This is a genomic window from Enterococcus gallinarum NBRC 100675 (assembly GCF_001544275.1).
In the GTDB taxonomy this organism is placed as follows: domain Bacteria; phylum Bacillota; class Bacilli; order Lactobacillales; family Enterococcaceae; genus Enterococcus_D; species Enterococcus_D gallinarum.
Genome location: NZ_BCQE01000045.1, coordinates 1 through 16,994 on the forward strand (window position 1 = coordinate 1; position 16,994 = coordinate 16,994).

Consider the following 16,994-nt stretch of genomic DNA (forward strand, 5'->3'; position numbering starts at 1 on the left):
TGAATAAGCTTTTAATTGACTGAATTAGTCCCAATTTGTCACCTCCTAAACCAAATATCTACGAGTGAAATAGTTTATCGCATACCGACATTCATCCATCGCGTGGTTGTTTTTATCAACCGGCGTGCCATTGTCATTCCTCACGTACATTCCTAGCTCTTTGATAAAATTGTAATGATCATAAATACCGTTGATGTCATACAACAAAAAAACGCCCTTAGAAAAGGCGTTCTGCATTCTTTCTATTCCGACTTCGATTTTGGTTCCATTGCTCGTAATTTTATCCGAGGAATTGTTATCAGCTCTTGTAGTTTGGATGTTTAGCAAATGGAGCTCTTCCCTTAGGGATTTACATGCTGGATCTACAAAAAACCAGTTGTATCTTGGTAACCAATCCCACTCTTTATAACACCAGTTTACAAACTCTTGGATTTTAGTCGCATAGACACTCATCGCAAGAGTTACACCTGTATCTGCACCACTATGGTAGTAGTTGGCCATTCGGTAAAGGTAATAAGTGCCATCCTCCCAAGTAACAACATTGCAAGCACACGTTGTTGCATCAGACTGACCACCGTCAGTAGTGAAGAAACATTCCACAACTTTACCTCTTATTTGACTGGAAATGTGTTTCTCACGATCAAACATTGAGTAAATCACACCTTCAGGCATCACCCTTTGTCCGAGCCAATCTCGCTTGAACAAATAATCAGAAACTGATAACTCATCTTTCAACTCGTTTTTACGTTGCTCAGTTAATATCGGATTATCATTAGGTGTCCAGTGTCTAAAGAAGAAACGTCCGGATTTTTCAAATCTTTCGAGTTCTTCAAGATTCGGATGATTTGGAGCCGGTGGATTTTGTTCAGCAAGATGGTACCGCCACTTTGCAGCGAAAGTTCGTCTAAATGATTCCCTTATAAAAGCTAAATTTAGCAAATTGAATTCAAGATAAACAACTGACCCAAGAGACATCCCAGTAATGGCTCCAACACTATTGACTTTCCCTCCACCTTTATAATAAATCTTCTTTTCTCCGATAGGAGTTTGAAGTAGCAAATGATCTCCGTGTTCATCATGACGAATATTAGAGCAGCCATCAAAGATATGCACAAGCCCTAATCCATCACCATCCATAAACATTCTATAAGCTTGTTCCTGGTTATATGCAGTCACAAGATGATTCATATCAGGACTTCTTAAATAGAAATCTGCCATTTTGAATATATCGGATGTTGTTTTTCCGCTTCTGGGAGTACCTTCGTTTAATTCAACAGTAATAGAACTAGAATCAAAATTGATATTTTCAATCTGCTTAGGACTGAACTTGATCTGTTGAGCCACTACCATCACCTCCAGATTTAACATCTAACAAGGCTTTTAGTAATTGGTTAACTTTACCACTACCATCAAGTTTAGCAGCCGTATTTTCAATAATCTTAGCCTCAGCAACGGCTTTATCAACTTGAGCTTTCAATAGACGTTGTTTTCCTTCTCTATCAATCGGATACCTTTTCAAGATTTCTTTTAGTGCATTAGTCTTCTGATTGATATCCGGTGGTTTCTCCACTTTAATCACGCCATCCGCAGTGCCAATATAGAGTATCTCTTCAATTTCCCCACGAGCTATGCTAGTCAGAAGCTCCATTGCTTCAGTGGCATCCATAACTCTCCTAGATGCCATTTCTGAAAGAACCTTATCAATATAGGATCTTATATTAGGTTTTGTTAGGTTTTCAGCGCCAACTACCGCTGCCGTTTTAGTTGAATATCCAGCTAACCTAGCCGCTTCTGTAGCGTTTCCTAGTTTGATGTACTCGTCCGCAAATCGACGTTGTTTTTCAGTTAATTTAGCCATCCATTTCCACCACCTCGCAATCTGTGTTTGTTTTGTAATTCTATGTATAAAAAAACACCGCCGAAGCGATCTTGATTGATTTTCTATTTTCACATGATATAATAAACATAGAAAAAGGACGTGCTGCAAACACGCCCTAAGTAGAACCGTTAAAAAGACGGTAGCTTTTGGATAATTTATTTTTTAAACCATCTTACTCGCCAAAGTAAAAGATGGTTTATTTTTTGTTATTGTCATCTTTGATAGTCAAGACCAACATTGCAAAAGCAATCATCAGGCTTAACACTTCAAAAGTTGACAACTTAGGCTCTCCTTTCTCTAGATTTGATACTTACATACATAAGCACCACCTCCTAGAAATGGATTGCCACCATCTTTTCACTTTTCTACAAAATGTATTATATCGAACTTTTCTTTCTCAGACTAGAAAAAATGTGCCAAACCGCCTAGCCAATTCGGCACGTATTTAACAATACTAGGTTGCTCGCCACTTACTGTTTCCGCAGTGTGGCTTATGTAACAAGTTTTCGCTGACAAGCAGTCGGGATTACTAAAAACCCTAATTACGAGATTGTTTATCCGACAAAAGCCTTGGGATAACTCAAGGGCTGATTGCCACGTGCTTTTGCTCAATCTCAATGTCACTGGCAAGGAATCGAACCTTGCACCGTTTTGATAGCCGTACATCAGGGCAGGTCTATCACTTCTGCCCGCTTATAGCGTATACCCTTTCCGCCACAGTGACATAAGAAAAGACGGCGAATGAAGATAAGGAGCGTATCAACTCCTTTATTGTAATTTGCCGCCATTTGTCAAAGAAGAATAAGCGATAAGGAGATTGCCTCCTTTCGGTTTATGGAATATTGTGAGTAGTCCAGTCACCGTCTCTCTAATTCTTTCGACACTATCATAATAACATCTAAAATCGAAGAAAAATCCTACATTTCCCCTACAAAAACCCTACAAAATCAACGATAGTGAACAATCACTCCTTTTTTATACGCTTCTGCGAATTCAATCAGTGCGATAGATTTTAATTTCTCCACATTTTTTTCGCCATAACCACTAATTAATTGACCTATTTCGTAATTAGAGTGTTTTTCCACATCGCAAAAACTGTAATATAAGATTTGACGACTAATCAAGCTTAATGCCATCAAGGCAGCTAAAATTGCATCTCTTTCCACTTCTGCATCAACTTTTTGAATCATTGCATCTTCTGACTTGTTTCCGATACTAGGTACTCTAGGCATGTCTGTTATAATTGGTGATTTAATATCAATTAAAGAGCGACCAGCAATTCTGTCCAAACGCCGAAAGTTCTTTAACACATTTCTTGCATTCGCCCTCGTCTGTTTAAAATCTACCTCTTTAAATAACTGCATCAAGAAAAACCGCTCCTTTATGTGTTATAATATCTTTACCAATAACATTTCACATAGTCGGAGTAATCCGGCTTTTTTATTAAATCATCTTGACAAATAATGATGATTTTATATCATAAAATAAAAGGCTAAATCTCGAACAAAAACAACATATCCAGTCTATTTTTTCTGATAGTACCTTTTGAAGTCCTTAGCCTTTTCCGAATCTCTATGTTGCCTAACCTGCTCTATCCATAGTAGATTCGTTTTTTTTATTAAAGCATAAAATAACATTGACAATTTTATAAAACGTATTATTCTAATAAAAAAAGGCTATTCTCCAAACGCAGTGCACAAAACTTTGTATTCTTCTTTTTAGCTATAGCCTTTTTCGAGCTTTCTACACTTTACAGTCCTTTTCTAGTTCATGTAGAAAGCTCGTTTTTTATTTTTAACCTATTGACTTTTTATGAAAACCTATTATTCTAGTAAAAAAGGCTAACTAGCAAGTTTTATTTTTGAAAAGCTCTCACTTGCTGTATCCACTTCTTAGCCTTTTTGAATCCTTTGTAGTCCCTGAAACACCCAATCAACTACGGAGGATTCTTTTTTATTTAATTATAAAATAATATTGATTTTTTTATAAAACCATTTATTCTAGTAAAAAAGGCTAGATTTTTTATTGTGCCCAAAATAATGTTTAGTTTTCTTTCTATCAAAACATGGTCCACCTAGCCTTTTTTCGAACCTTCTAGTTATTGACAACTGACTGTAACCATTCTCCCTAGAAGGTTCGTTTTTTATGCTCTAAATAACTGGGATTGTCGATTCAATTGGTTAATTTCCATTCGCATGGCTGTTTCTGGAAGCCACTCAGCAATAAATATCAGCGCCTCCTCAAACTGTTTACAAGGCAACTCCCCATATCTAGGGATAGAAAAATATCGTTTAAACTCTGACCAAAAAGTAGCAAATACCTTCTTACTAATTGATTCATAGGCAGGGCTGTCTTTTCCTCCAAGTACTTCAATCACTTTTTGCTTCCCAGCTCGTTGAATATCTGCCTCTTGTTTTCCACTGATTCTCATAGTTTCTTTCAAGATAGAAACATCTTTCTCGATAGCGTCTACACGAACTGCTGTCTGTTCTCCAAATTGGTAAAATAACCTAAGCTGTTCTCTTGGATCATTCAATGTCTTTTTCAACTCTTTGCGGTACTCTTTTTCTACTTGAATGAAATATTGACGCGCTTGTTTGCCTTTTTCTGTTCGCTGAATCATTGAAATTTCTTTTGCCATGTCAATCGTCATCGCATGGTCGATAATTTTTCTTACCCCACCAAAGGCTGTATCGTCATGGACATTTTTGGCAATCACGGTAAAATCAACGTTTTCAGTGAATCCATATTCCGTCATACGTTCAAACCAGCGTGTATAAGGTGTTGCCACTTCCAAAAATTCATATAGCTCTCTACCACTGACTAATTGCTCATTATTTTCATTTACAATAATTGGTATTAACCCCATTTTTCTTCTCCTTCTTTAGCTATTTATCGTTCACAGTCCCATTCGCCTGGGCTTTCTCTAACAACTTCCGCTTCTTCTTTTTGATCTTTGACTTCGTCTTTCCCAATAAAATCATGCTCCTTTTCATCAACAGACTTACCGATTATAATGCATACAAAAATAATCCCAACAACTGCTACGAAGCCTAACACTATAAAAGTCATTAGTTATCCTCCTGCTTCAAACGCATCCTTAGCCAACGGATCGTTTTTGATAATTTCGTACTTCAGTTGTACTTCTTGTAATTGTTTTTCTAACTGATTGATTTTTTTCTGTTGGTCAATAATTGTATAGGTCAAGCAACTGAGTGCTGCTACAACCATGATCATTATGATGATAAATTGTCTACGGTTCATCGGCTACCACCGACACTGCAACTGTCATTTCGAGACAACTACTTTTTCTTGCTCGTAAAGCTGTTCCAGATCCTCAATAATTTCTTCGTAAATGCTGCGTTTTAATTCTTCATTTTTTCTATTTCTGTTAGGGCAGTTTGGTCTTAACTTCTTATTTTTTGCGATGTATTTTTTAACTAAATCTTGCTTATTCATGCTTATCCCTCCTGTTCCAAAGCCCATTGAGAATATTCTCGAAGGATTTCAATTTGTTCATCATTAGTCAAATTTTCTATTGCTTGGGACAATCTATCCGTAAAACTATCTCGTGTCTGGTAGTAATACATCATGAAAATATTCCACATTGCTTCGTGATCGCCATCGCAATCATAATTTAGTTTCAACCACTCCAACACAATCTGTTGATTCTCGTTGAGTTGCGGTTGATCTACCATTCGCACAGTGTGTGTGCCTCCATATGACCTGTATCCACTGATTTCGATATTTCCTTTTGATCGCTTAGCATTTTCGAATTCTCCCCAAGCTTTACCTTGGATGATTAATTTCCCACCCACATTCATTCCTCGCTTTCTATTACTTCTTCGGTTAGCTGACTCACACATCATACTCACTAGACACCTGTTTATCAGTTGATCCAAGCAATCCCCAAGCTTTCGCCTGCATTTCATAACGATATTTGTTGTCGTGCAAATACGCCAATCTGTTTTCAGCTATCTTAGTAAGCTTTGGGATATTCACCCCCAGCACTTTTGCTTTAATTAATTCATTAGAAATTTCGTTAATCTCGTCTTTGTGCGATTGGATAATGCCCATAATATTTTCTTCGTTAAGCATTTCTATACCCCCGCTTAGTTATTTTTTGTCGCATAGCTGACTTAATCATCAATTATGTTTGCGAGTACGCTACCCAATATATACTCAACATTTTCTTCATCTAGCTCTTTTGGAATCTTGAAACCCGCTACTTCTACACAGTCATCCTCGATTTCAACGTAAATCACTATTTGCTTTATCTTTTTATCAGTCATTGTTAAACCGCCTTTATTATTTGTATATTTCTTCCACTGATGGAAACCTATCTAAATCTATCCATACTGACTTCTAAAGCATCAGCGATTTTTTTTATCAGCTCAAAACTAGGTTTCTTTATTCTTCCTTTTTTCAACTCAGTGATAGTCCCAGTTGAAACGCCCATTCTCTTTGCTAGTTCATATTGTGATATATCTTTTTCAATTAATATTTGTTCAATTTTATGCCACATCTTAATTAACAACTTTCTTCTAGATCACTGGATTTTACGAAAACACCATTGACCATCTGTCCAGTGCGCCCTTTGATTTCGTCATAAGCGCAATTCAAACACTCGTATAGATCCATGTCATTTTGCAAAGCTAAAATAATCAATGTCACCGTCACATCACCGATGCCGTCACGTAGTGCATCTTGGTCATTTCTAGCTAACGCTGCCGCGACTTTACCAGTTTCTTCTACAACTTTCAGCATTTGTTTACTAGGCTCGGCTTTATCCAACCCTTTATTCCTAGACCATTGCTCAACTAATTGAATTAATTCATCCATGTTTCTTCCTCCACTTGCTCAAATAAACTGGCGTAATCATCAATACCTAAAATTTCTGCAATCTCTTGTACTTTCTTCAGTGTGATATTTGCTGTTTTGTTCTTTGCACCCGTCGTATTCCCACCCATTAACGCTGTGAATGTGACCCCTTTTTCTTCTGCTTGGTAATGAACATTGGTCCAAAATACTTCGAGAATATTCATGTTCCCGCTCCTTGTTTCGAATGCTCACCTATTGAACTTCTATGATCTTCATGATCTTGAACACACCTTGCGCTACCATCGCTTGTTTTTCGACTTCTGATCTACTGTAGCCGTGCAGATACATCACCGCATGGCGACCTTTCCAATCCACATAATCGACTCTGTATTGTCTCAGACCCATCTACATCACCTCTAACAAATCACGAACGACGCCTTTCGTTAATCCAAGTGATTTCTTCCATCGAGCTAAAGCATATGCGGTGATGTTGAAAATATACTTAATCTCACGGTCCAGATAGCCCTGTTTTTTTAGCTGTATATAACTATTTACACTCAGTTCCTCCATCGTGCAGATTGGTCGATCACTAGACAACTGTTTTTCTTGCGATCCCACTCGTTCTAGTGCTTTGCTCAGCCGTTGGACTTTCTCCACAATCTCTGGATCATTGTCCCAACCTTCTAAGTAGGTCAATTCACTGATTTTTTGACGTAAAAACCGTTTTTGATAGGTGGATCGAGACGATTGAGTTTTCTTTGCTTGCTTCATCCGGTCTTCTCCTTTACAGTTTTTGTGCCTCCTCCCTTGGTTGGTCTGTTGTTTCAAGCGCTAACTCCCTGAACTCGTTTATCAGCAGTACGATTCATCTTGATGCTAAAACCATCAGAATGGCTATATAGACGTGAAACAATTCTTGAACCGTATGATTCGCTCAGCTCTTTACTTGATAGATTCGTCGTGACTACTGTTGCACGGTCTTGACGGGCCTCAAGAAATGAATTTAACGTACTAGCTCCAAATTCGCGGCTTGTTCCAGCAGATTTTCCAAGCTCTGCGCCGATATCATCAATCACAACTAGATGAGCAGTCTTAATATCTGCAACCAAAGAGCCCTCGATCATACGCCGTAGCTCTTGATTGTTGTATGAAAATCGAATCTGTTCAAGCATCTCTTGATAGCTGATAAACAAGATTTTCTTCGCATAATTTGACCGTTTTAAAACTTCCCATGCGATCGACATCGCTAAATGGCTCTTGCCAACACCCGCTTTTCCACTTAAGACTAGATGTACAGGCTTTCCTAACAGGACAGCCGTGATATAACGTTTTGCTGTCTCTAATGCGATTTTCGTCTCCTGATCAACAACCTTAAAATTTCTTAAACTACAATCAAAGAGCGACTTGTTACCAACGACCGATCCGTTCTTGAAAAAGCTGATTGCTCGTGCTTTCAAGCTCTCGTTATAGATACGGGCTGTTTGCTGATCTTCCTTGAGTTTGAGATCGGAATATCCGCATTGCATGCATGTTGGCGCACAGCGATCTGATCCGTCTGGATTCTTCGTACGCCAACTATAAAGCGGCTCATTGCACTCTGGACAGACTCCTCGTTTAATTAACACTTTATCGATCAATTGACTAATCCCCAAAGCCACCGACTGCATACTCTGACACCTCCTTCGATCATAGGTCTTCGTACTCATCAAGATTCTCGTATTCTAGACCTTGATGCTTGTTTTTAGGCTTTTTGGAGTAATTCCCCTGCAAGTAATTCGTAACTTTTTCGGGCGTATCAAGCCCTTGGCTTTCCCAAGTTTTTAGGATTTTGTCGAGGTATTTGTAACTTTTCGCATTATTCCTCAGCATTTCCTTAATCGCCTCAATCACAATCAAGTCTTGTCCGTTAAAGTCACTGACCCAGTAATCGATTGATTCTAGGATCATCGGCGCTTCGACAGGGTTTACCTGATTCAACCAAAATACGCGCGCACTATCTGGATTAAGATCTAGACTAGGGATAGATGATGCTTTACTTTTATTTACTTTCCTTTTATTTACTTTCCTTTGTGGATTATTGTTGACATTAACTGCGCTTGTTTGTTGATTATTGTCTACATTAATAATGTATTTCGTCGGTTTTGGTAATTTCCGCCTTTTTGTCGCTTCAAGATAAGTGGCTTGGATATTTTCGCTAGTTAGTACCCTAACCGAGTTAAACAGTTCTTCGTTAAAGAATCCCCATGAAACCAAGCGGTTTACTATCTGGTTAATCATTTCCTTACTTGACCCGGGCAGGCGTTTCAAAAGGGTTGCTTGCGTGAGATCATCCCACAGAATGAAATATCCTCTCTTGTATATCGCACAAAGCAGTTTGATAACCGCAAGTTCTCCTTTTGTGCCAAACTCCCCGGCAATAGCCTCTATTTTCTCATCCTCGAAGATATCAACATCGAGGGGGAAATAATCAAGACCGTTCTTTTTCGGTCTTGCCATGTGTAGCCTCCTAATCTAATAAGGGGAATCATCCCCTCAATATTATTTTTCTAATGGTGGATTCATATCATCGAATAATGAATCTTGTTGTTCATTTGTGACAAATGTTTCTTTAAATTCATCAAATGCTGATGAATCATCTTCAACTTTTTCTGCTTCTTTAAGATCCTGGGGCAGTGGCTCCATGTCTGATAAATTAGTTTCTTCAATCAAATCGTTGTTTTCGTCTACTCGAAAAACTTTCTCATCCGATGTGATTGCTGATTGCATTTCAACAGATAAAATTCCCCATTTGGAAAGCATGTTGCGAAGCACTGTTTTAATCGCCATTGCGTCGTAGTTATCCGCCCAAGCACCCGTTAGACTTTGCTTGTCCTTAGACTTCGAGTGCTTAATACGATGGCTTTCGATTTCTTGCTTTGTCCAGTAAACAGTCTTTTTAAACCCATTAAGTAGTTCAAAGAATCCTACGTAACCGATTACTTCATCAGATACCTTAGCTTTGTAATCAAATGTAAATTCCTCAGTAAGAGGATTCCAATCAACCAATTGCCCTTCGTATACAGCTAGAGCATTAAACGCCTTATATTGACCGCTGCGCTGTGCTAGTTGAATGTAACCCTTGTAACCTAGAATGAATTGTGCTTCATTATGAGTAATCCAAACTTTTCCAATCTTTTCTTTTCGATTAAATGGAACAATATAGGCATATCCTAAATTTTTGTCTATCGGTAAATCCATCGTTGCTGCTTTTAAAGCTGATGCAATGATCGTCATTGGCTCGGCTTGTGATAGGTAATTATCTCCACCCACTAGGGTCATAAGCGATCCCATGAACGAATCTGATTTTTCGTGCAAGATATCATAAAACTTCTTTTTCATCGATGGTGTGTTCATCAAAGCTTTAAAGCCTAATTTCGTTGGATCAACGATCTGTGTTTCTTTTGCTGCTAATTGATTTTTTAGTTCTTCGTTTGTTGCCATATCATTTAATCTCCTTTTCCGTCAGACGTCTTGATTCGATAACGGTGTATATTTCATCATCTTTTACTACTTCAGGATATTTTTCAGCAAGTTTCTTGCTGTTCATTCTTCTAGTGGATACTAACTTCCAAGATACAATGTTCTTTGGAGCGATACCGATACTCGCATTTCTTTTACCTAGTGCGCTGATGATTTCGTTATCCACTTGGCGAATGGCTGTTTCAATCTCCTTTTTTGCTTTCTTAAGTTCTCTTTTTTGATCAACCAAATCATCAAATGAAGATGGTAATGTGATTTCTTTTTCATCAAGATTCAAATAACGATCTTTTAAAAATTCCGATGTAACTTCACTACCATCTATTGTTGGTTCTTTTCCAGCTAAAACATTTTCCTCCCAAAAACAAACTAAGCGTTCAGTAATCATATCAATTAGTTCTTGGTCACGATCAACTCGTTTCCAAATGAACTTTTGTCCACCAACCAAAACGGCAATGTAACAATATTTTTTATTTAAAACGTTCATGTAATGCTGAACCTGACACAAATAACTAAGAGGAACTTCTTCGCCTTCCCACTCTTTACCAAGGAAAGCATTGGCTGTTTTACATTCCAAAATAGCATTTTCCCCAACAACATCCCGATCGATGTTCGCTCGCAGGAACGGATGTAACGGATGCTCGAATACCTGATTTCTTCGGCGAACTTTTTTACCTGTTCTTTCTTGAAATTCTTTAGCGACAACTTCCTCTAAAACCTTCCCCCAGTACGCTGGTTCGCTCTCAGTGTGTTCTAAATCGATTTGACCAGTCTTTTCTAGCCATAATTGATATGGCGACTTCCATTTGTTTAACCCAAGGATTGTAGCAACATCTGAGCCACCTATACCCTTTCGACGATCCAATAACCATTCGTCATGAGTCATTTCAAGAGTTGATTTACTCATCATTTTCTGACTCCTCTCCCTCAGTCGGCTGTCCCCAACCAGGTGTAGTCAAATACTGATCTAAAGCACTCTCAAATGAATCCATCATTTAAATTCACCTCGCAAAGCACGTGAAATAATATCAAGCACATCGTTTGGGTTGTCTGTCACGAATGTATGCGTTTGTTTCGGAGTATTTTCCGTTTCGATGCCGTATAATTCTTTCAACATGCGGTGTTTCGGACAGTCGCAATCCAATTCGGTTAATTCTTCTTTTACATGGTTATATTGTTCAAGAGTAGCGATTGACACAAGTGATTCTGGACCTGCTTGCGCTAATGCCATTTCTCCTTCAGCATCAAGCACGGCTAAGGACAAGCCAACTTTTTCTTTGCGACATTCTTCTGCTAGTTCCTCAATTAATCTTTGAATTTTTTCGCTCATTTTGTTATACTCTCCTTATCATAATAATTGCTGTTGAGCTTGCTTCGTCCCCAACGAGGCAAGCTCTTTTTAGTTTGTCATTACGCAATAATGGTTACTACTCCTTTATTAAGCAATTCATCTAATTCACTATTCAAAAACTCGTGAATATTCTCCATTGCTGTGTGTTTCCAAATACCACCATCGGCTTCAAACAAGGCGCAGTTGCCGATTTTATCAATTCGGAATACAAAAGGACTTGATGGTTGTTCGACTTCTAAAAATGTGCGATATGGGCGTAATTCAGCAGGACTTGGAACTTCTGCTTTTGTCAATGTCGCAGCTCCTTCTTTGACTGTGACGGTTTGAGAGATTCCGTTATCAACCAAATCGCCACCACCCTCAATGCGAATTGCGCTTGCACAAGCCAGAATCGCTTCTGCATCAAGATCACGCTGAATAAGTGATTGAACGTTGATAATAAAATCTTCCGAGTTCATGAAACGTCCATATGGAAAAACATCTAACAATGCAGTCGCTTGAATCACACTTTCACGCTTGCGGTCTGTATCGAGTGAAGAATAGACAACTACCTTCGTTGGATTCTCTACGTGAACAAGTAGTTTCCAATTGCTCTCCAGAATACGAATATTCGATTTTAAATAACCAACAAGTCCTGATAACGAATTAACCGTCAGCGTTTCTGCACGTTTGATTGGGTCAAGTTCAGCTAAACGAGCTTTCGAAGTATCATAAAATACTTTCTTGTCTTGCTCATAAATCACTTTTTGTCCTTCACGCAATTCCACTGCATATTCCAAAGCATCTCTTAAATGTTCCGTCATTTTCTTTCACTCCTAATTTGTTTTAAATTTTTTGATTTTGGCTGTTTCTTCAATTTCTTTGACAGGCGTTCCCTTGTCATCTTTCAATTCGGAATCTTCGGGATCAAAATACATTTGCCCTCTTTGTCCGCTTTTCAACTCGTTCGCCTGCGGTTTTCCTCTTTCGTCTTGACCGATGATGACTTTCGATGTCAATGAGTCTCTAGCAACTAACTTAGATTTCACTTGATAATCAATGAGGATATCTTCTCGGTATTCATCAGGTGTAATCGTTAAGTCGATGGTGATTTTGCGCTTCTTTGTTGGGTCAGTGTTGGGATCATGAATATTGTTGATTACTTGAGCCAATTCAAAATCGAATCGTTCTTGTAATCCTCCGTCACTGATACCGCTCAAAGGAACATTAATATTTTTTGACATTTTGATTTTTTCCTCCTAGCTGTGTTATACTTTTTTCGACATTTTCATTTTTTCGTGGAGCTTACACTGGCGGAAAACGGTGTAAGCTCTTTTTGTTCTCTCAGTTCAAACAATGCTTCGTCATAAATCATCAGCAACCACATAACCGCCGTAGGGTAGCCGAGTTTAACCCACATCGGTACTTGTCCTGTGATTAGTGCGCCTAATGCGAAAATCGTAAGGATAAACGCGGTACGCCTGACCCAATAGATTTTTTTCATGTAGATATTCCTTTCTTTTTGGATTTTTTCTATAATTTCCTTATCAGGGTGACAGACTGAAATATTTGATAAGGAGGTGCTACAAATGAAAAGTTATATTGTTTCTTATGATCTAAATAATTCTGGTAAGAATTACGAAGATTTAATTTCCAAAATTAAAACATATTCAAGATGGGCACACGTTAACGAATCTGTTTGGTTTTTGAAAAGCGATAAAGAATGCGTTGCAATAAGAGATGAACTATTAGCTCAAATAGATAATGATGATAGTTTATTTGTTGCTGAATTGACTGGAGTAGCTGCTTGGCACAATGTAATTTGTAAAAGCCAATACCTTAAAGATTATTTGTAGTCTTTGGCTCGTCACTTGTTGTGACGAGTTTCTTTATTTCCACTGTTACAACATTCTCATCAATATGGCTGATAACTAATTTAGTCAATTCTTCAACCGATAGGTTTTCATATGTGAACCCTTGCCTTTCTTCATTAATTATTAGTCTCTTTGCCTTTTCTTCCATTCCTCTCACCTCACTTCCAACTGGCGATTAAGCCTATTTTGATACAGCAACTCTTGGTACTCTCTACATTCACGAATCAGCGCTTCTCGCTGTCTGTCGCTTATTACACTGCCTTTGCCATAAAGCTCCTGTTGCAGGTCGCGAACTTTTTCTTTCGCTAGAGTGTTGATTAAGAGTTCTTGTGAATAGGTGTATGGCATGATTACGCCCCTAACTCTTCATATTGTTTATGTGCGCTCTAATATCATCACGGTCAAATCGATCTTCCTTTTTACTCCAAGGAATAACCGGAAGTCCATCTGCAATCCAATCTTTTAGCATGTCGTCTCCCATACCTAAAATAGTTTTGACTTCAGTCTTATTCGGGTATGGTGGTAGTTCCATGGTCTTTGTCAGCATCGTCATCCTCTTTTCAAATTCAGAGACTGCTATTTGAACAAACTGAGGAATAATCTGATCTGCAACGACATCATCAGGAATACGTATCTTCATCAATCTTCCCCCTCTTTCAATGCACTTAGTGCCTCTTCAATCGGCTTAACTTGTTTATCCGGTTTTCTTTTGCCATTCATGATATCGGACATGTACGCTCGGGAAATCCCGATAGTATCCGCCAACCAATTCTGCGTCTTGTTATACTTAGCTAATTGGATTCTGACCTTTAAAATAAAATCTTGTGACATATTATTAAATCTCCTTTCTCATATAATTTGTAAGCTAATTAAATTCGCTAAATATCGTTGACACTTACTAACACATATTGTAAAATGTGTTCATAGTTAAATAAGCACAGAATTATCCCTATAAAATCAACATTCTTAGTTTGGCAGCGTCGAATTGTTTATTTTTAAACGGGTATCTTTCTTATTGCTTATTGGCTTATTAAATTAGCTTACGTGTTTATAATACTAACGTATATTGTAAATGTCAATCGATATACCTAACTTTTTTTGTAAATAACAGTAAGCTAAAAGGAGAATGGATTTGTATGAACCTTTTAGAGCGCATAAAAAAACTCGCTAAACAAAAAGATATTTCTATTTATCAGCTAGAAGAAGAAATTGACATAGGTAGAAATACCATTTATCAATGGAACAAAAGAACGCCTTCAGCAGATAAGCTACAGAAAGTAGCAGATTATTTTGATGTTTCTACAGACTATCTGCTAGGAAGAACTGATAATCCTGCAACAAGTCTATCTAAGACTCCCCCATTTACTGTCGAAGAAGCACTTGAATCTGTCATGAGTAGTGATGGCAAGCCTTTAACTGAGCATGACCGTAAAGTTTTGACTGGTATTATTGAAGCATATCTTGAGAATAATTCTGATACTAAATAGGTGATTTGTTTGGATTTAAATAATGAAGTAAATGAGATTATAGACGAGCTTGGCGTCACTATTATAGAAACGCCAAGGCTCGATTCTGATGCTAGGTATATAGCTATGATAAATACGATTGTGTTAGATGCTCGTCTATCTGATCATGTCAAAACGCTGAGACTACTTCATGAATTAGGCCATGCAGCTAAACATAAAAATAATTATGTACTTTACCAAAAAACTTTTGCACTTCATTCAAAAATGGAAAACGAAGCAGAAGAATTTATGATTGAGAAGATGCTTGAAGTAACAGTAAACAATCCGGACTTTGATCCTAGTTCATTTAATTATGTGAATTTTTTAGAGAGCTACGAAATCGAATTAAGATACGAACGATTTGTTAAACAATTCATGGCAAAGTATCTCGTTGGAGCCAATTCCGACAATATATTTTTTTAGCAAAAATAGAACATACATTCGAGGAAGGGAAGATTTATATGCTTTATCCAGAATTCAAAAAATACTTAGAAGAAAACGCTGACGGATATAAAATGTTTATTGAGAAAGCTTTAGAGAATGAAAAAGCTAAAAATAAAAAAAGACAACCAGCTAAACGTTGGAATGATGCAAAACTAGAAAAAAGTGTTAATGACTCATGGAAACAAGTATCGCTTAATGCATACAATCAAATTCGACCTCATGTCGGAGTACCTAAATACAATGGTAAAGAAAAGTGGATAGATTTTATGGACGAAAACAATTTTATTGAAATGTTCAATGACGGAATTGCTGAAATGGAATTTGATCAGGAGTGATAGAAATATGGCAATGATAAAACAATACAAGAAGAAAAATGGAGAAAAAGCATGGTATTTTAAAACTTATCTCGGGATCGATCCTATCACACGAAAAAAGAAATACACGACTAAGAGAGGATTCAAGACTCAAAAGGAAGCAAAAATAGCCTTATCAAGACTGGAACTAGAAATTGAAAAAAACGGATTTTCTGTTGAAAAAAAAGAAATTCCTACTTTCAAAGAAATTTATGATCTCTGGTACGAACAATACAAAAATACCGTCAAAGAAAGCACATTGTTTGTGCAAAGAAATGCGATTGAAAAACATATTCTACCAAAATTTGGAGCACTCCCATTAGACAAAATAACCGTTACTTATTGTCAATATCAGGTAAATGATTGGTTCTCATACTATAAAAAGTATTCGAATCTAATCGGATTAACAACACGAATAATTGATTACGGTATCAAAATAGGTCTTCTATCAACTAATCCAATGAACCATGTTATACGCCCACGAAAATCTGAAAGAATTGATCAAGAAAAATATATCTCACCTTTTTATACGAAAGAGCAATTAAAAAAATTCCTAGATATCCTTAAACAAAATGAAGACATACAATTATTTACTATGTTCAGACTATTATCATTCACAGGTTTACGAAAAGGAGAATTACAAGCCTTGCGTTGGAAAGATTGCGATTTATCAAAAGGTACCATATCAGTCAATCAGACGTTGGCTAAAAATGAATACGGTAAAGAAATATTCCAGACCCCAAAAACAAAACATAGTCGGCGAACTATTTCGATTGATGAGGTAACACTTAAGTACCTTTTATCTTGGAAAAAAGAGCAACAAAGAAGATACCTCAAATTAGGAATTAATACTCTCAAACCTGAACAACTACTATTTACCGACATTGATAATGAACATCTTTATCTCGATTATCTGAATAATTTTATGAAAACTTTTTTGAAAGAACACAATTTAGAGAAGATTACTATTCACGGTTTTAGGCATACTCACTGTAGCTTATTATTTGAAGCTGGTGTCAGCATTAAAGAAGTGCAAGAGCGAATGGGACATACCGATATAAAAACCACGATGGACATCTATACTCATGTAACCGAAAAAACTAAAGAACAGACTGCTGAAAAATATGCCGCATATATGAACTTTTGAAAGTATGGTCAAAAGTATGGTCAAAAGCAAAAAAAGAGGCGTCTCTCGAATTGAGAAACACCTCGTAAAGCTTGATATGACAATGATTAACGCTTAGAGAATTGAGAAGCTTTACGTGCTTTTTT

33 protein-coding genes are annotated in these 16,994 nt (G+C 37.3%); 5 read left to right on the forward strand and 28 right to left on the reverse strand.

Annotation, left to right across the window (positions count from 1 at the left end):
• Nucleotides 1-45 precede the first annotated feature (45 nt).
• The 24 genes from EG2_RS16990 to EG2_RS17085 form a co-directional block, all read right to left on the reverse strand.
• Nucleotides 46-1,350, reverse strand: a complete 1,305-nt coding sequence (locus EG2_RS16990; RefSeq protein WP_249024324.1) for a PBSX family phage terminase large subunit — start codon at nt 1,348-1,350, stop codon at nt 46-48.
• Complete coding sequence (locus EG2_RS16995) at nt 1,316-1,858, reverse strand: terminase small subunit (protein ID WP_060815508.1); 543 nt, start codon at nt 1,856-1,858, stop codon at nt 1,316-1,318. The genes EG2_RS16990 and EG2_RS16995 overlap by 35 nt, the downstream gene beginning before the upstream one ends.
• A gap of 217 nt (nt 1,859-2,075) precedes the next feature.
• Nucleotides 2,076-2,159, reverse strand: coding sequence for a putative holin-like toxin (locus EG2_RS19965; protein ID WP_374188597.1), 84 nt, complete (start codon nt 2,157-2,159; stop codon nt 2,076-2,078).
• Nucleotides 2,160-2,826: 667 nt separating this feature from the next.
• Entirely contained in the window at nt 2,827-3,243 is a 417-nt protein-coding gene (locus EG2_RS17000) for an ArpU family phage packaging/lysis transcriptional regulator (RefSeq protein WP_060815509.1), read from the reverse strand.
• Nucleotides 3,244-4,022: 779 nt separating this feature from the next.
• On the reverse strand, nt 4,023-4,748 hold the full coding sequence (locus EG2_RS18650; RefSeq protein ID WP_071870213.1) for an ORF6C domain-containing protein: 726 nt from the start codon (nt 4,746-4,748) through the stop codon (nt 4,023-4,025).
• A 23-nt stretch (nt 4,749-4,771) separates the two neighbouring features.
• Nucleotides 4,772-4,951: a hypothetical protein gene (locus tag EG2_RS17010; RefSeq protein WP_060815510.1), complete on the reverse strand. Its 180-nt coding sequence runs from the start codon at nt 4,949-4,951 to the stop codon at nt 4,772-4,774.
• Between the two features lie 3 nt (nt 4,952-4,954).
• The gene (locus tag EG2_RS17015; protein WP_060815511.1) at nt 4,955-5,143 is read right to left on the reverse strand and encodes a hypothetical protein; all 189 of its coding nucleotides are present in this window, start codon (nt 5,141-5,143) and stop codon (nt 4,955-4,957) included.
• Nucleotides 5,144-5,167: 24 nt separating this feature from the next.
• Complete coding sequence (locus tag EG2_RS18985) at nt 5,168-5,338, reverse strand: hypothetical protein (RefSeq protein ID WP_156424253.1); 171 nt, start codon at nt 5,336-5,338, stop codon at nt 5,168-5,170.
• Between the two features lie 2 nt (nt 5,339-5,340).
• Nucleotides 5,341-5,697, reverse strand: a complete 357-nt coding sequence (locus tag EG2_RS17020; protein WP_409359867.1) for a hypothetical protein — start codon at nt 5,695-5,697, stop codon at nt 5,341-5,343.
• Nucleotides 5,698-5,737: 40 nt separating this feature from the next.
• Nucleotides 5,738-5,977 (reverse strand): hypothetical protein, encoded by a 240-nt coding sequence (locus tag EG2_RS17025; protein ID WP_060815513.1) that lies wholly within the window; start codon nt 5,975-5,977, stop codon nt 5,738-5,740.
• A gap of 41 nt (nt 5,978-6,018) precedes the next feature.
• Nucleotides 6,019-6,171 carry a hypothetical protein gene (locus tag EG2_RS18990; protein ID WP_156424254.1) on the reverse strand — a complete coding sequence of 51 codons (153 nt, stop codon included), beginning with the start codon at nt 6,169-6,171 and terminating at the stop codon, nt 6,019-6,021.
• Nucleotides 6,172-6,218: 47 nt separating this feature from the next.
• Nucleotides 6,219-6,404 carry a helix-turn-helix domain-containing protein gene (locus EG2_RS17030; RefSeq protein WP_060815534.1) on the reverse strand — a complete coding sequence of 62 codons (186 nt, stop codon included), beginning with the start codon at nt 6,402-6,404 and terminating at the stop codon, nt 6,219-6,221.
• A 5-nt stretch (nt 6,405-6,409) separates the two neighbouring features.
• Complete coding sequence (locus EG2_RS17035) at nt 6,410-6,721, reverse strand: MazG-like family protein (RefSeq protein ID WP_060815514.1); 312 nt, start codon at nt 6,719-6,721, stop codon at nt 6,410-6,412.
• A complete protein-coding gene (locus EG2_RS17040) occupies nt 6,709-6,924 on the reverse strand; it encodes an uL11 family ribosomal protein (RefSeq protein ID WP_060815515.1) in 216 nt (71 codons plus the stop codon). Before EG2_RS17040 ends, EG2_RS17035 begins: the two co-directional genes overlap by 13 nt.
• Before the next feature lie 28 nt (nt 6,925-6,952).
• A complete protein-coding gene (locus EG2_RS18995) occupies nt 6,953-7,105 on the reverse strand; it encodes a hypothetical protein (RefSeq protein WP_156424255.1) in 153 nt (50 codons plus the stop codon).
• A complete protein-coding gene (locus tag EG2_RS17045) occupies nt 7,106-7,471 on the reverse strand; it encodes a hypothetical protein (protein ID WP_060815516.1) in 366 nt (121 codons plus the stop codon).
• Nucleotides 7,472-7,524: 53 nt separating this feature from the next.
• The gene (locus EG2_RS17050) at nt 7,525-8,367 is read right to left on the reverse strand and encodes an ATP-binding protein (protein WP_060815517.1); all 843 of its coding nucleotides are present in this window, start codon (nt 8,365-8,367) and stop codon (nt 7,525-7,527) included.
• 19 nt (nt 8,368-8,386) lie between these two features.
• Entirely contained in the window at nt 8,387-9,196 is an 810-nt protein-coding gene (locus EG2_RS18655; RefSeq protein WP_082709594.1) for a Lin1244/Lin1753 domain-containing protein, read from the reverse strand.
• A gap of 42 nt (nt 9,197-9,238) precedes the next feature.
• Nucleotides 9,239-10,180 (reverse strand): recombinase RecT, encoded by a 942-nt coding sequence (locus EG2_RS17060; protein WP_060815518.1) that lies wholly within the window; start codon nt 10,178-10,180, stop codon nt 9,239-9,241.
• Between the two features lies 1 nt (nt 10,181).
• Nucleotides 10,182-11,123: a YqaJ viral recombinase family nuclease gene (locus EG2_RS17065; protein WP_060815536.1), complete on the reverse strand. Its 942-nt coding sequence runs from the start codon at nt 11,121-11,123 to the stop codon at nt 10,182-10,184.
• Nucleotides 11,124-11,207: 84 nt separating this feature from the next.
• Nucleotides 11,208-11,546: a hypothetical protein gene (locus EG2_RS17070; RefSeq protein WP_060815519.1), complete on the reverse strand. Its 339-nt coding sequence runs from the start codon at nt 11,544-11,546 to the stop codon at nt 11,208-11,210.
• An 80-nt stretch (nt 11,547-11,626) separates the two neighbouring features.
• Nucleotides 11,627-12,370 (reverse strand): hypothetical protein, encoded by a 744-nt coding sequence (locus EG2_RS17075; RefSeq protein ID WP_060815520.1) that lies wholly within the window; start codon nt 12,368-12,370, stop codon nt 11,627-11,629.
• A gap of 12 nt (nt 12,371-12,382) precedes the next feature.
• Complete coding sequence (locus EG2_RS17080; protein ID WP_060815521.1) at nt 12,383-12,790, reverse strand: hypothetical protein; 408 nt, start codon at nt 12,788-12,790, stop codon at nt 12,383-12,385.
• Nucleotides 12,791-12,834: 44 nt separating this feature from the next.
• Nucleotides 12,835-13,050 carry a hypothetical protein gene (locus tag EG2_RS17085; protein WP_060815522.1) on the reverse strand — a complete coding sequence of 72 codons (216 nt, stop codon included), beginning with the start codon at nt 13,048-13,050 and terminating at the stop codon, nt 12,835-12,837.
• Nucleotides 13,051-13,135: 85 nt separating this feature from the next.
• Here EG2_RS17085 and EG2_RS17090 point away from each other — a divergent pair, with 85 nt between their 5' ends.
• Nucleotides 13,136-13,402: a CRISPR-associated protein Cas2 gene (locus EG2_RS17090; RefSeq protein WP_060815523.1), complete on the forward strand. Its 267-nt coding sequence runs from the start codon at nt 13,136-13,138 to the stop codon at nt 13,400-13,402.
• Here the strand turns inward: EG2_RS17090 and EG2_RS17095 are convergent.
• Genes EG2_RS17095 through EG2_RS17110 form a run of 4 tightly spaced genes read right to left on the reverse strand, consistent with a single transcriptional unit; the run spans nt 13,386 to nt 14,251 of the window.
• Nucleotides 13,386-13,568 carry a hypothetical protein gene (locus EG2_RS17095; RefSeq protein WP_060815524.1) on the reverse strand — a complete coding sequence of 61 codons (183 nt, stop codon included), beginning with the start codon at nt 13,566-13,568 and terminating at the stop codon, nt 13,386-13,388. The genes EG2_RS17090 and EG2_RS17095 overlap by 17 nt on opposite strands.
• A gap of 5 nt (nt 13,569-13,573) precedes the next feature.
• Nucleotides 13,574-13,768, reverse strand: coding sequence for a hypothetical protein (locus EG2_RS17100; protein WP_060815525.1), 195 nt, complete (start codon nt 13,766-13,768; stop codon nt 13,574-13,576).
• A 10-nt stretch (nt 13,769-13,778) separates the two neighbouring features.
• Complete coding sequence (locus tag EG2_RS17105; RefSeq protein WP_060815526.1) at nt 13,779-14,060, reverse strand: hypothetical protein; 282 nt, start codon at nt 14,058-14,060, stop codon at nt 13,779-13,781.
• Entirely contained in the window at nt 14,060-14,251 is a 192-nt protein-coding gene (locus tag EG2_RS17110; protein ID WP_060815527.1) for a helix-turn-helix transcriptional regulator, read from the reverse strand. The genes EG2_RS17105 and EG2_RS17110 overlap by 1 nt, the downstream gene beginning before the upstream one ends.
• 305 nt (nt 14,252-14,556) lie before the next feature.
• Here EG2_RS17110 and EG2_RS17115 point away from each other — a divergent pair, with 305 nt between their 5' ends.
• From EG2_RS17115 to EG2_RS17130, 4 genes are read left to right on the forward strand one after another with little or no spacing between them, the layout of a single operon-like run.
• Nucleotides 14,557-14,907, forward strand: coding sequence for a helix-turn-helix domain-containing protein (locus EG2_RS17115; RefSeq protein ID WP_060815529.1), 351 nt, complete (start codon nt 14,557-14,559; stop codon nt 14,905-14,907).
• On the forward strand, nt 14,908-15,348 hold the full coding sequence (locus EG2_RS17120; RefSeq protein WP_249024295.1) for an ImmA/IrrE family metallo-endopeptidase: 441 nt from the start codon (nt 14,908-14,910) through the stop codon (nt 15,346-15,348). It abuts the gene before it with no gap.
• 38 nt (nt 15,349-15,386) lie between these two features.
• Entirely contained in the window at nt 15,387-15,704 is a 318-nt protein-coding gene (locus EG2_RS17125) for a hypothetical protein (RefSeq protein WP_060815532.1), read from the forward strand.
• Between the two features lie 7 nt (nt 15,705-15,711).
• Nucleotides 15,712-16,869, forward strand: coding sequence for a site-specific integrase (locus EG2_RS17130; protein ID WP_071870142.1), 1,158 nt, complete (start codon nt 15,712-15,714; stop codon nt 16,867-16,869).
• The last annotated feature ends 125 nt before the right edge of the window (nt 16,870-16,994 follow it).

Bases quoted from the DNA above. Each gene is read 5' to 3' on its own strand.
- EG2_RS16990 (WP_249024324.1), bottom strand. From the start codon at position 1,350: ATGGTAGTGGCTCAACAGATCAAGTTCAGTCCTAAGCAGATTGAAAAT.
- EG2_RS16995 (WP_060815508.1), bottom strand. From the start codon at position 1,858: ATGGCTAAATTAACTGAAAAACAACGTCGATTTGCGGACGAGTACATC.
- EG2_RS17000 (WP_060815509.1), bottom strand. From the start codon at position 3,243: ATGCAGTTATTTAAAGAGGTAGATTTTAAACAGACGAGGGCGAATGCA.
- EG2_RS18650 (WP_071870213.1), bottom strand. From the start codon at position 4,748: ATGGGGTTAATACCAATTATTGTAAATGAAAATAATGAGCAATTAGTC.
- EG2_RS17010 (WP_060815510.1), bottom strand. From the start codon at position 4,951: ATGACTTTTATAGTGTTAGGCTTCGTAGCAGTTGTTGGGATTATTTTT.
- EG2_RS17015 (WP_060815511.1), bottom strand. From the start codon at position 5,143: ATGAACCGTAGACAATTTATCATCATAATGATCATGGTTGTAGCAGCA.
- EG2_RS18985 (WP_156424253.1), bottom strand. From the start codon at position 5,338: ATGAATAAGCAAGATTTAGTTAAAAAATACATCGCAAAAAATAAGAAG.
- EG2_RS17025 (WP_060815513.1), bottom strand. From the start codon at position 5,977: ATGCTTAACGAAGAAAATATTATGGGCATTATCCAATCGCACAAAGAC.
- EG2_RS18990 (WP_156424254.1), bottom strand. From the start codon at position 6,171: ATGACTGATAAAAAGATAAAGCAAATAGTGATTTACGTTGAAATCGAG.
- EG2_RS17030 (WP_060815534.1), bottom strand. From the start codon at position 6,404: ATGTGGCATAAAATTGAACAAATATTAATTGAAAAAGATATATCACAA.
- EG2_RS17035 (WP_060815514.1), bottom strand. From the start codon at position 6,721: ATGGATGAATTAATTCAATTAGTTGAGCAATGGTCTAGGAATAAAGGG.
- EG2_RS17040 (WP_060815515.1), bottom strand. From the start codon at position 6,924: ATGAATATTCTCGAAGTATTTTGGACCAATGTTCATTACCAAGCAGAA.
- EG2_RS18995 (WP_156424255.1), bottom strand. From the start codon at position 7,105: ATGGGTCTGAGACAATACAGAGTCGATTATGTGGATTGGAAAGGTCGC.
- EG2_RS17045 (WP_060815516.1), bottom strand. From the start codon at position 7,471: ATGAAGCAAGCAAAGAAAACTCAATCGTCTCGATCCACCTATCAAAAA.
- EG2_RS17050 (WP_060815517.1), bottom strand. From the start codon at position 8,367: ATGCAGTCGGTGGCTTTGGGGATTAGTCAATTGATCGATAAAGTGTTA.
- EG2_RS18655 (WP_082709594.1), bottom strand. From the start codon at position 9,196: ATGGCAAGACCGAAAAAGAACGGTCTTGATTATTTCCCCCTCGATGTT.
- EG2_RS17060 (WP_060815518.1), bottom strand. From the start codon at position 10,180: ATGGCAACAAACGAAGAACTAAAAAATCAATTAGCAGCAAAAGAAACA.
- EG2_RS17065 (WP_060815536.1), bottom strand. From the start codon at position 11,123: ATGAGTAAATCAACTCTTGAAATGACTCATGACGAATGGTTATTGGAT.
- EG2_RS17070 (WP_060815519.1), bottom strand. From the start codon at position 11,546: ATGAGCGAAAAAATTCAAAGATTAATTGAGGAACTAGCAGAAGAATGT.
- EG2_RS17075 (WP_060815520.1), bottom strand. From the start codon at position 12,370: ATGACGGAACATTTAAGAGATGCTTTGGAATATGCAGTGGAATTGCGT.
- EG2_RS17080 (WP_060815521.1), bottom strand. From the start codon at position 12,790: ATGTCAAAAAATATTAATGTTCCTTTGAGCGGTATCAGTGACGGAGGA.
- EG2_RS17085 (WP_060815522.1), bottom strand. From the start codon at position 13,050: ATGAAAAAAATCTATTGGGTCAGGCGTACCGCGTTTATCCTTACGATT.
- EG2_RS17090 (WP_060815523.1), top strand. From the start codon at position 13,136: ATGAAAAGTTATATTGTTTCTTATGATCTAAATAATTCTGGTAAGAAT.
- EG2_RS17095 (WP_060815524.1), bottom strand. From the start codon at position 13,568: ATGGAAGAAAAGGCAAAGAGACTAATAATTAATGAAGAAAGGCAAGGG.
- EG2_RS17100 (WP_060815525.1), bottom strand. From the start codon at position 13,768: ATGCCATACACCTATTCACAAGAACTCTTAATCAACACTCTAGCGAAA.
- EG2_RS17105 (WP_060815526.1), bottom strand. From the start codon at position 14,060: ATGAAGATACGTATTCCTGATGATGTCGTTGCAGATCAGATTATTCCT.
- EG2_RS17110 (WP_060815527.1), bottom strand. From the start codon at position 14,251: ATGTCACAAGATTTTATTTTAAAGGTCAGAATCCAATTAGCTAAGTAT.
- EG2_RS17115 (WP_060815529.1), top strand. From the start codon at position 14,557: ATGAACCTTTTAGAGCGCATAAAAAAACTCGCTAAACAAAAAGATATT.
- EG2_RS17125 (WP_060815532.1), top strand. From the start codon at position 15,387: ATGCTTTATCCAGAATTCAAAAAATACTTAGAAGAAAACGCTGACGGA.
- EG2_RS17130 (WP_071870142.1), top strand. From the start codon at position 15,712: ATGGCAATGATAAAACAATACAAGAAGAAAAATGGAGAAAAAGCATGG.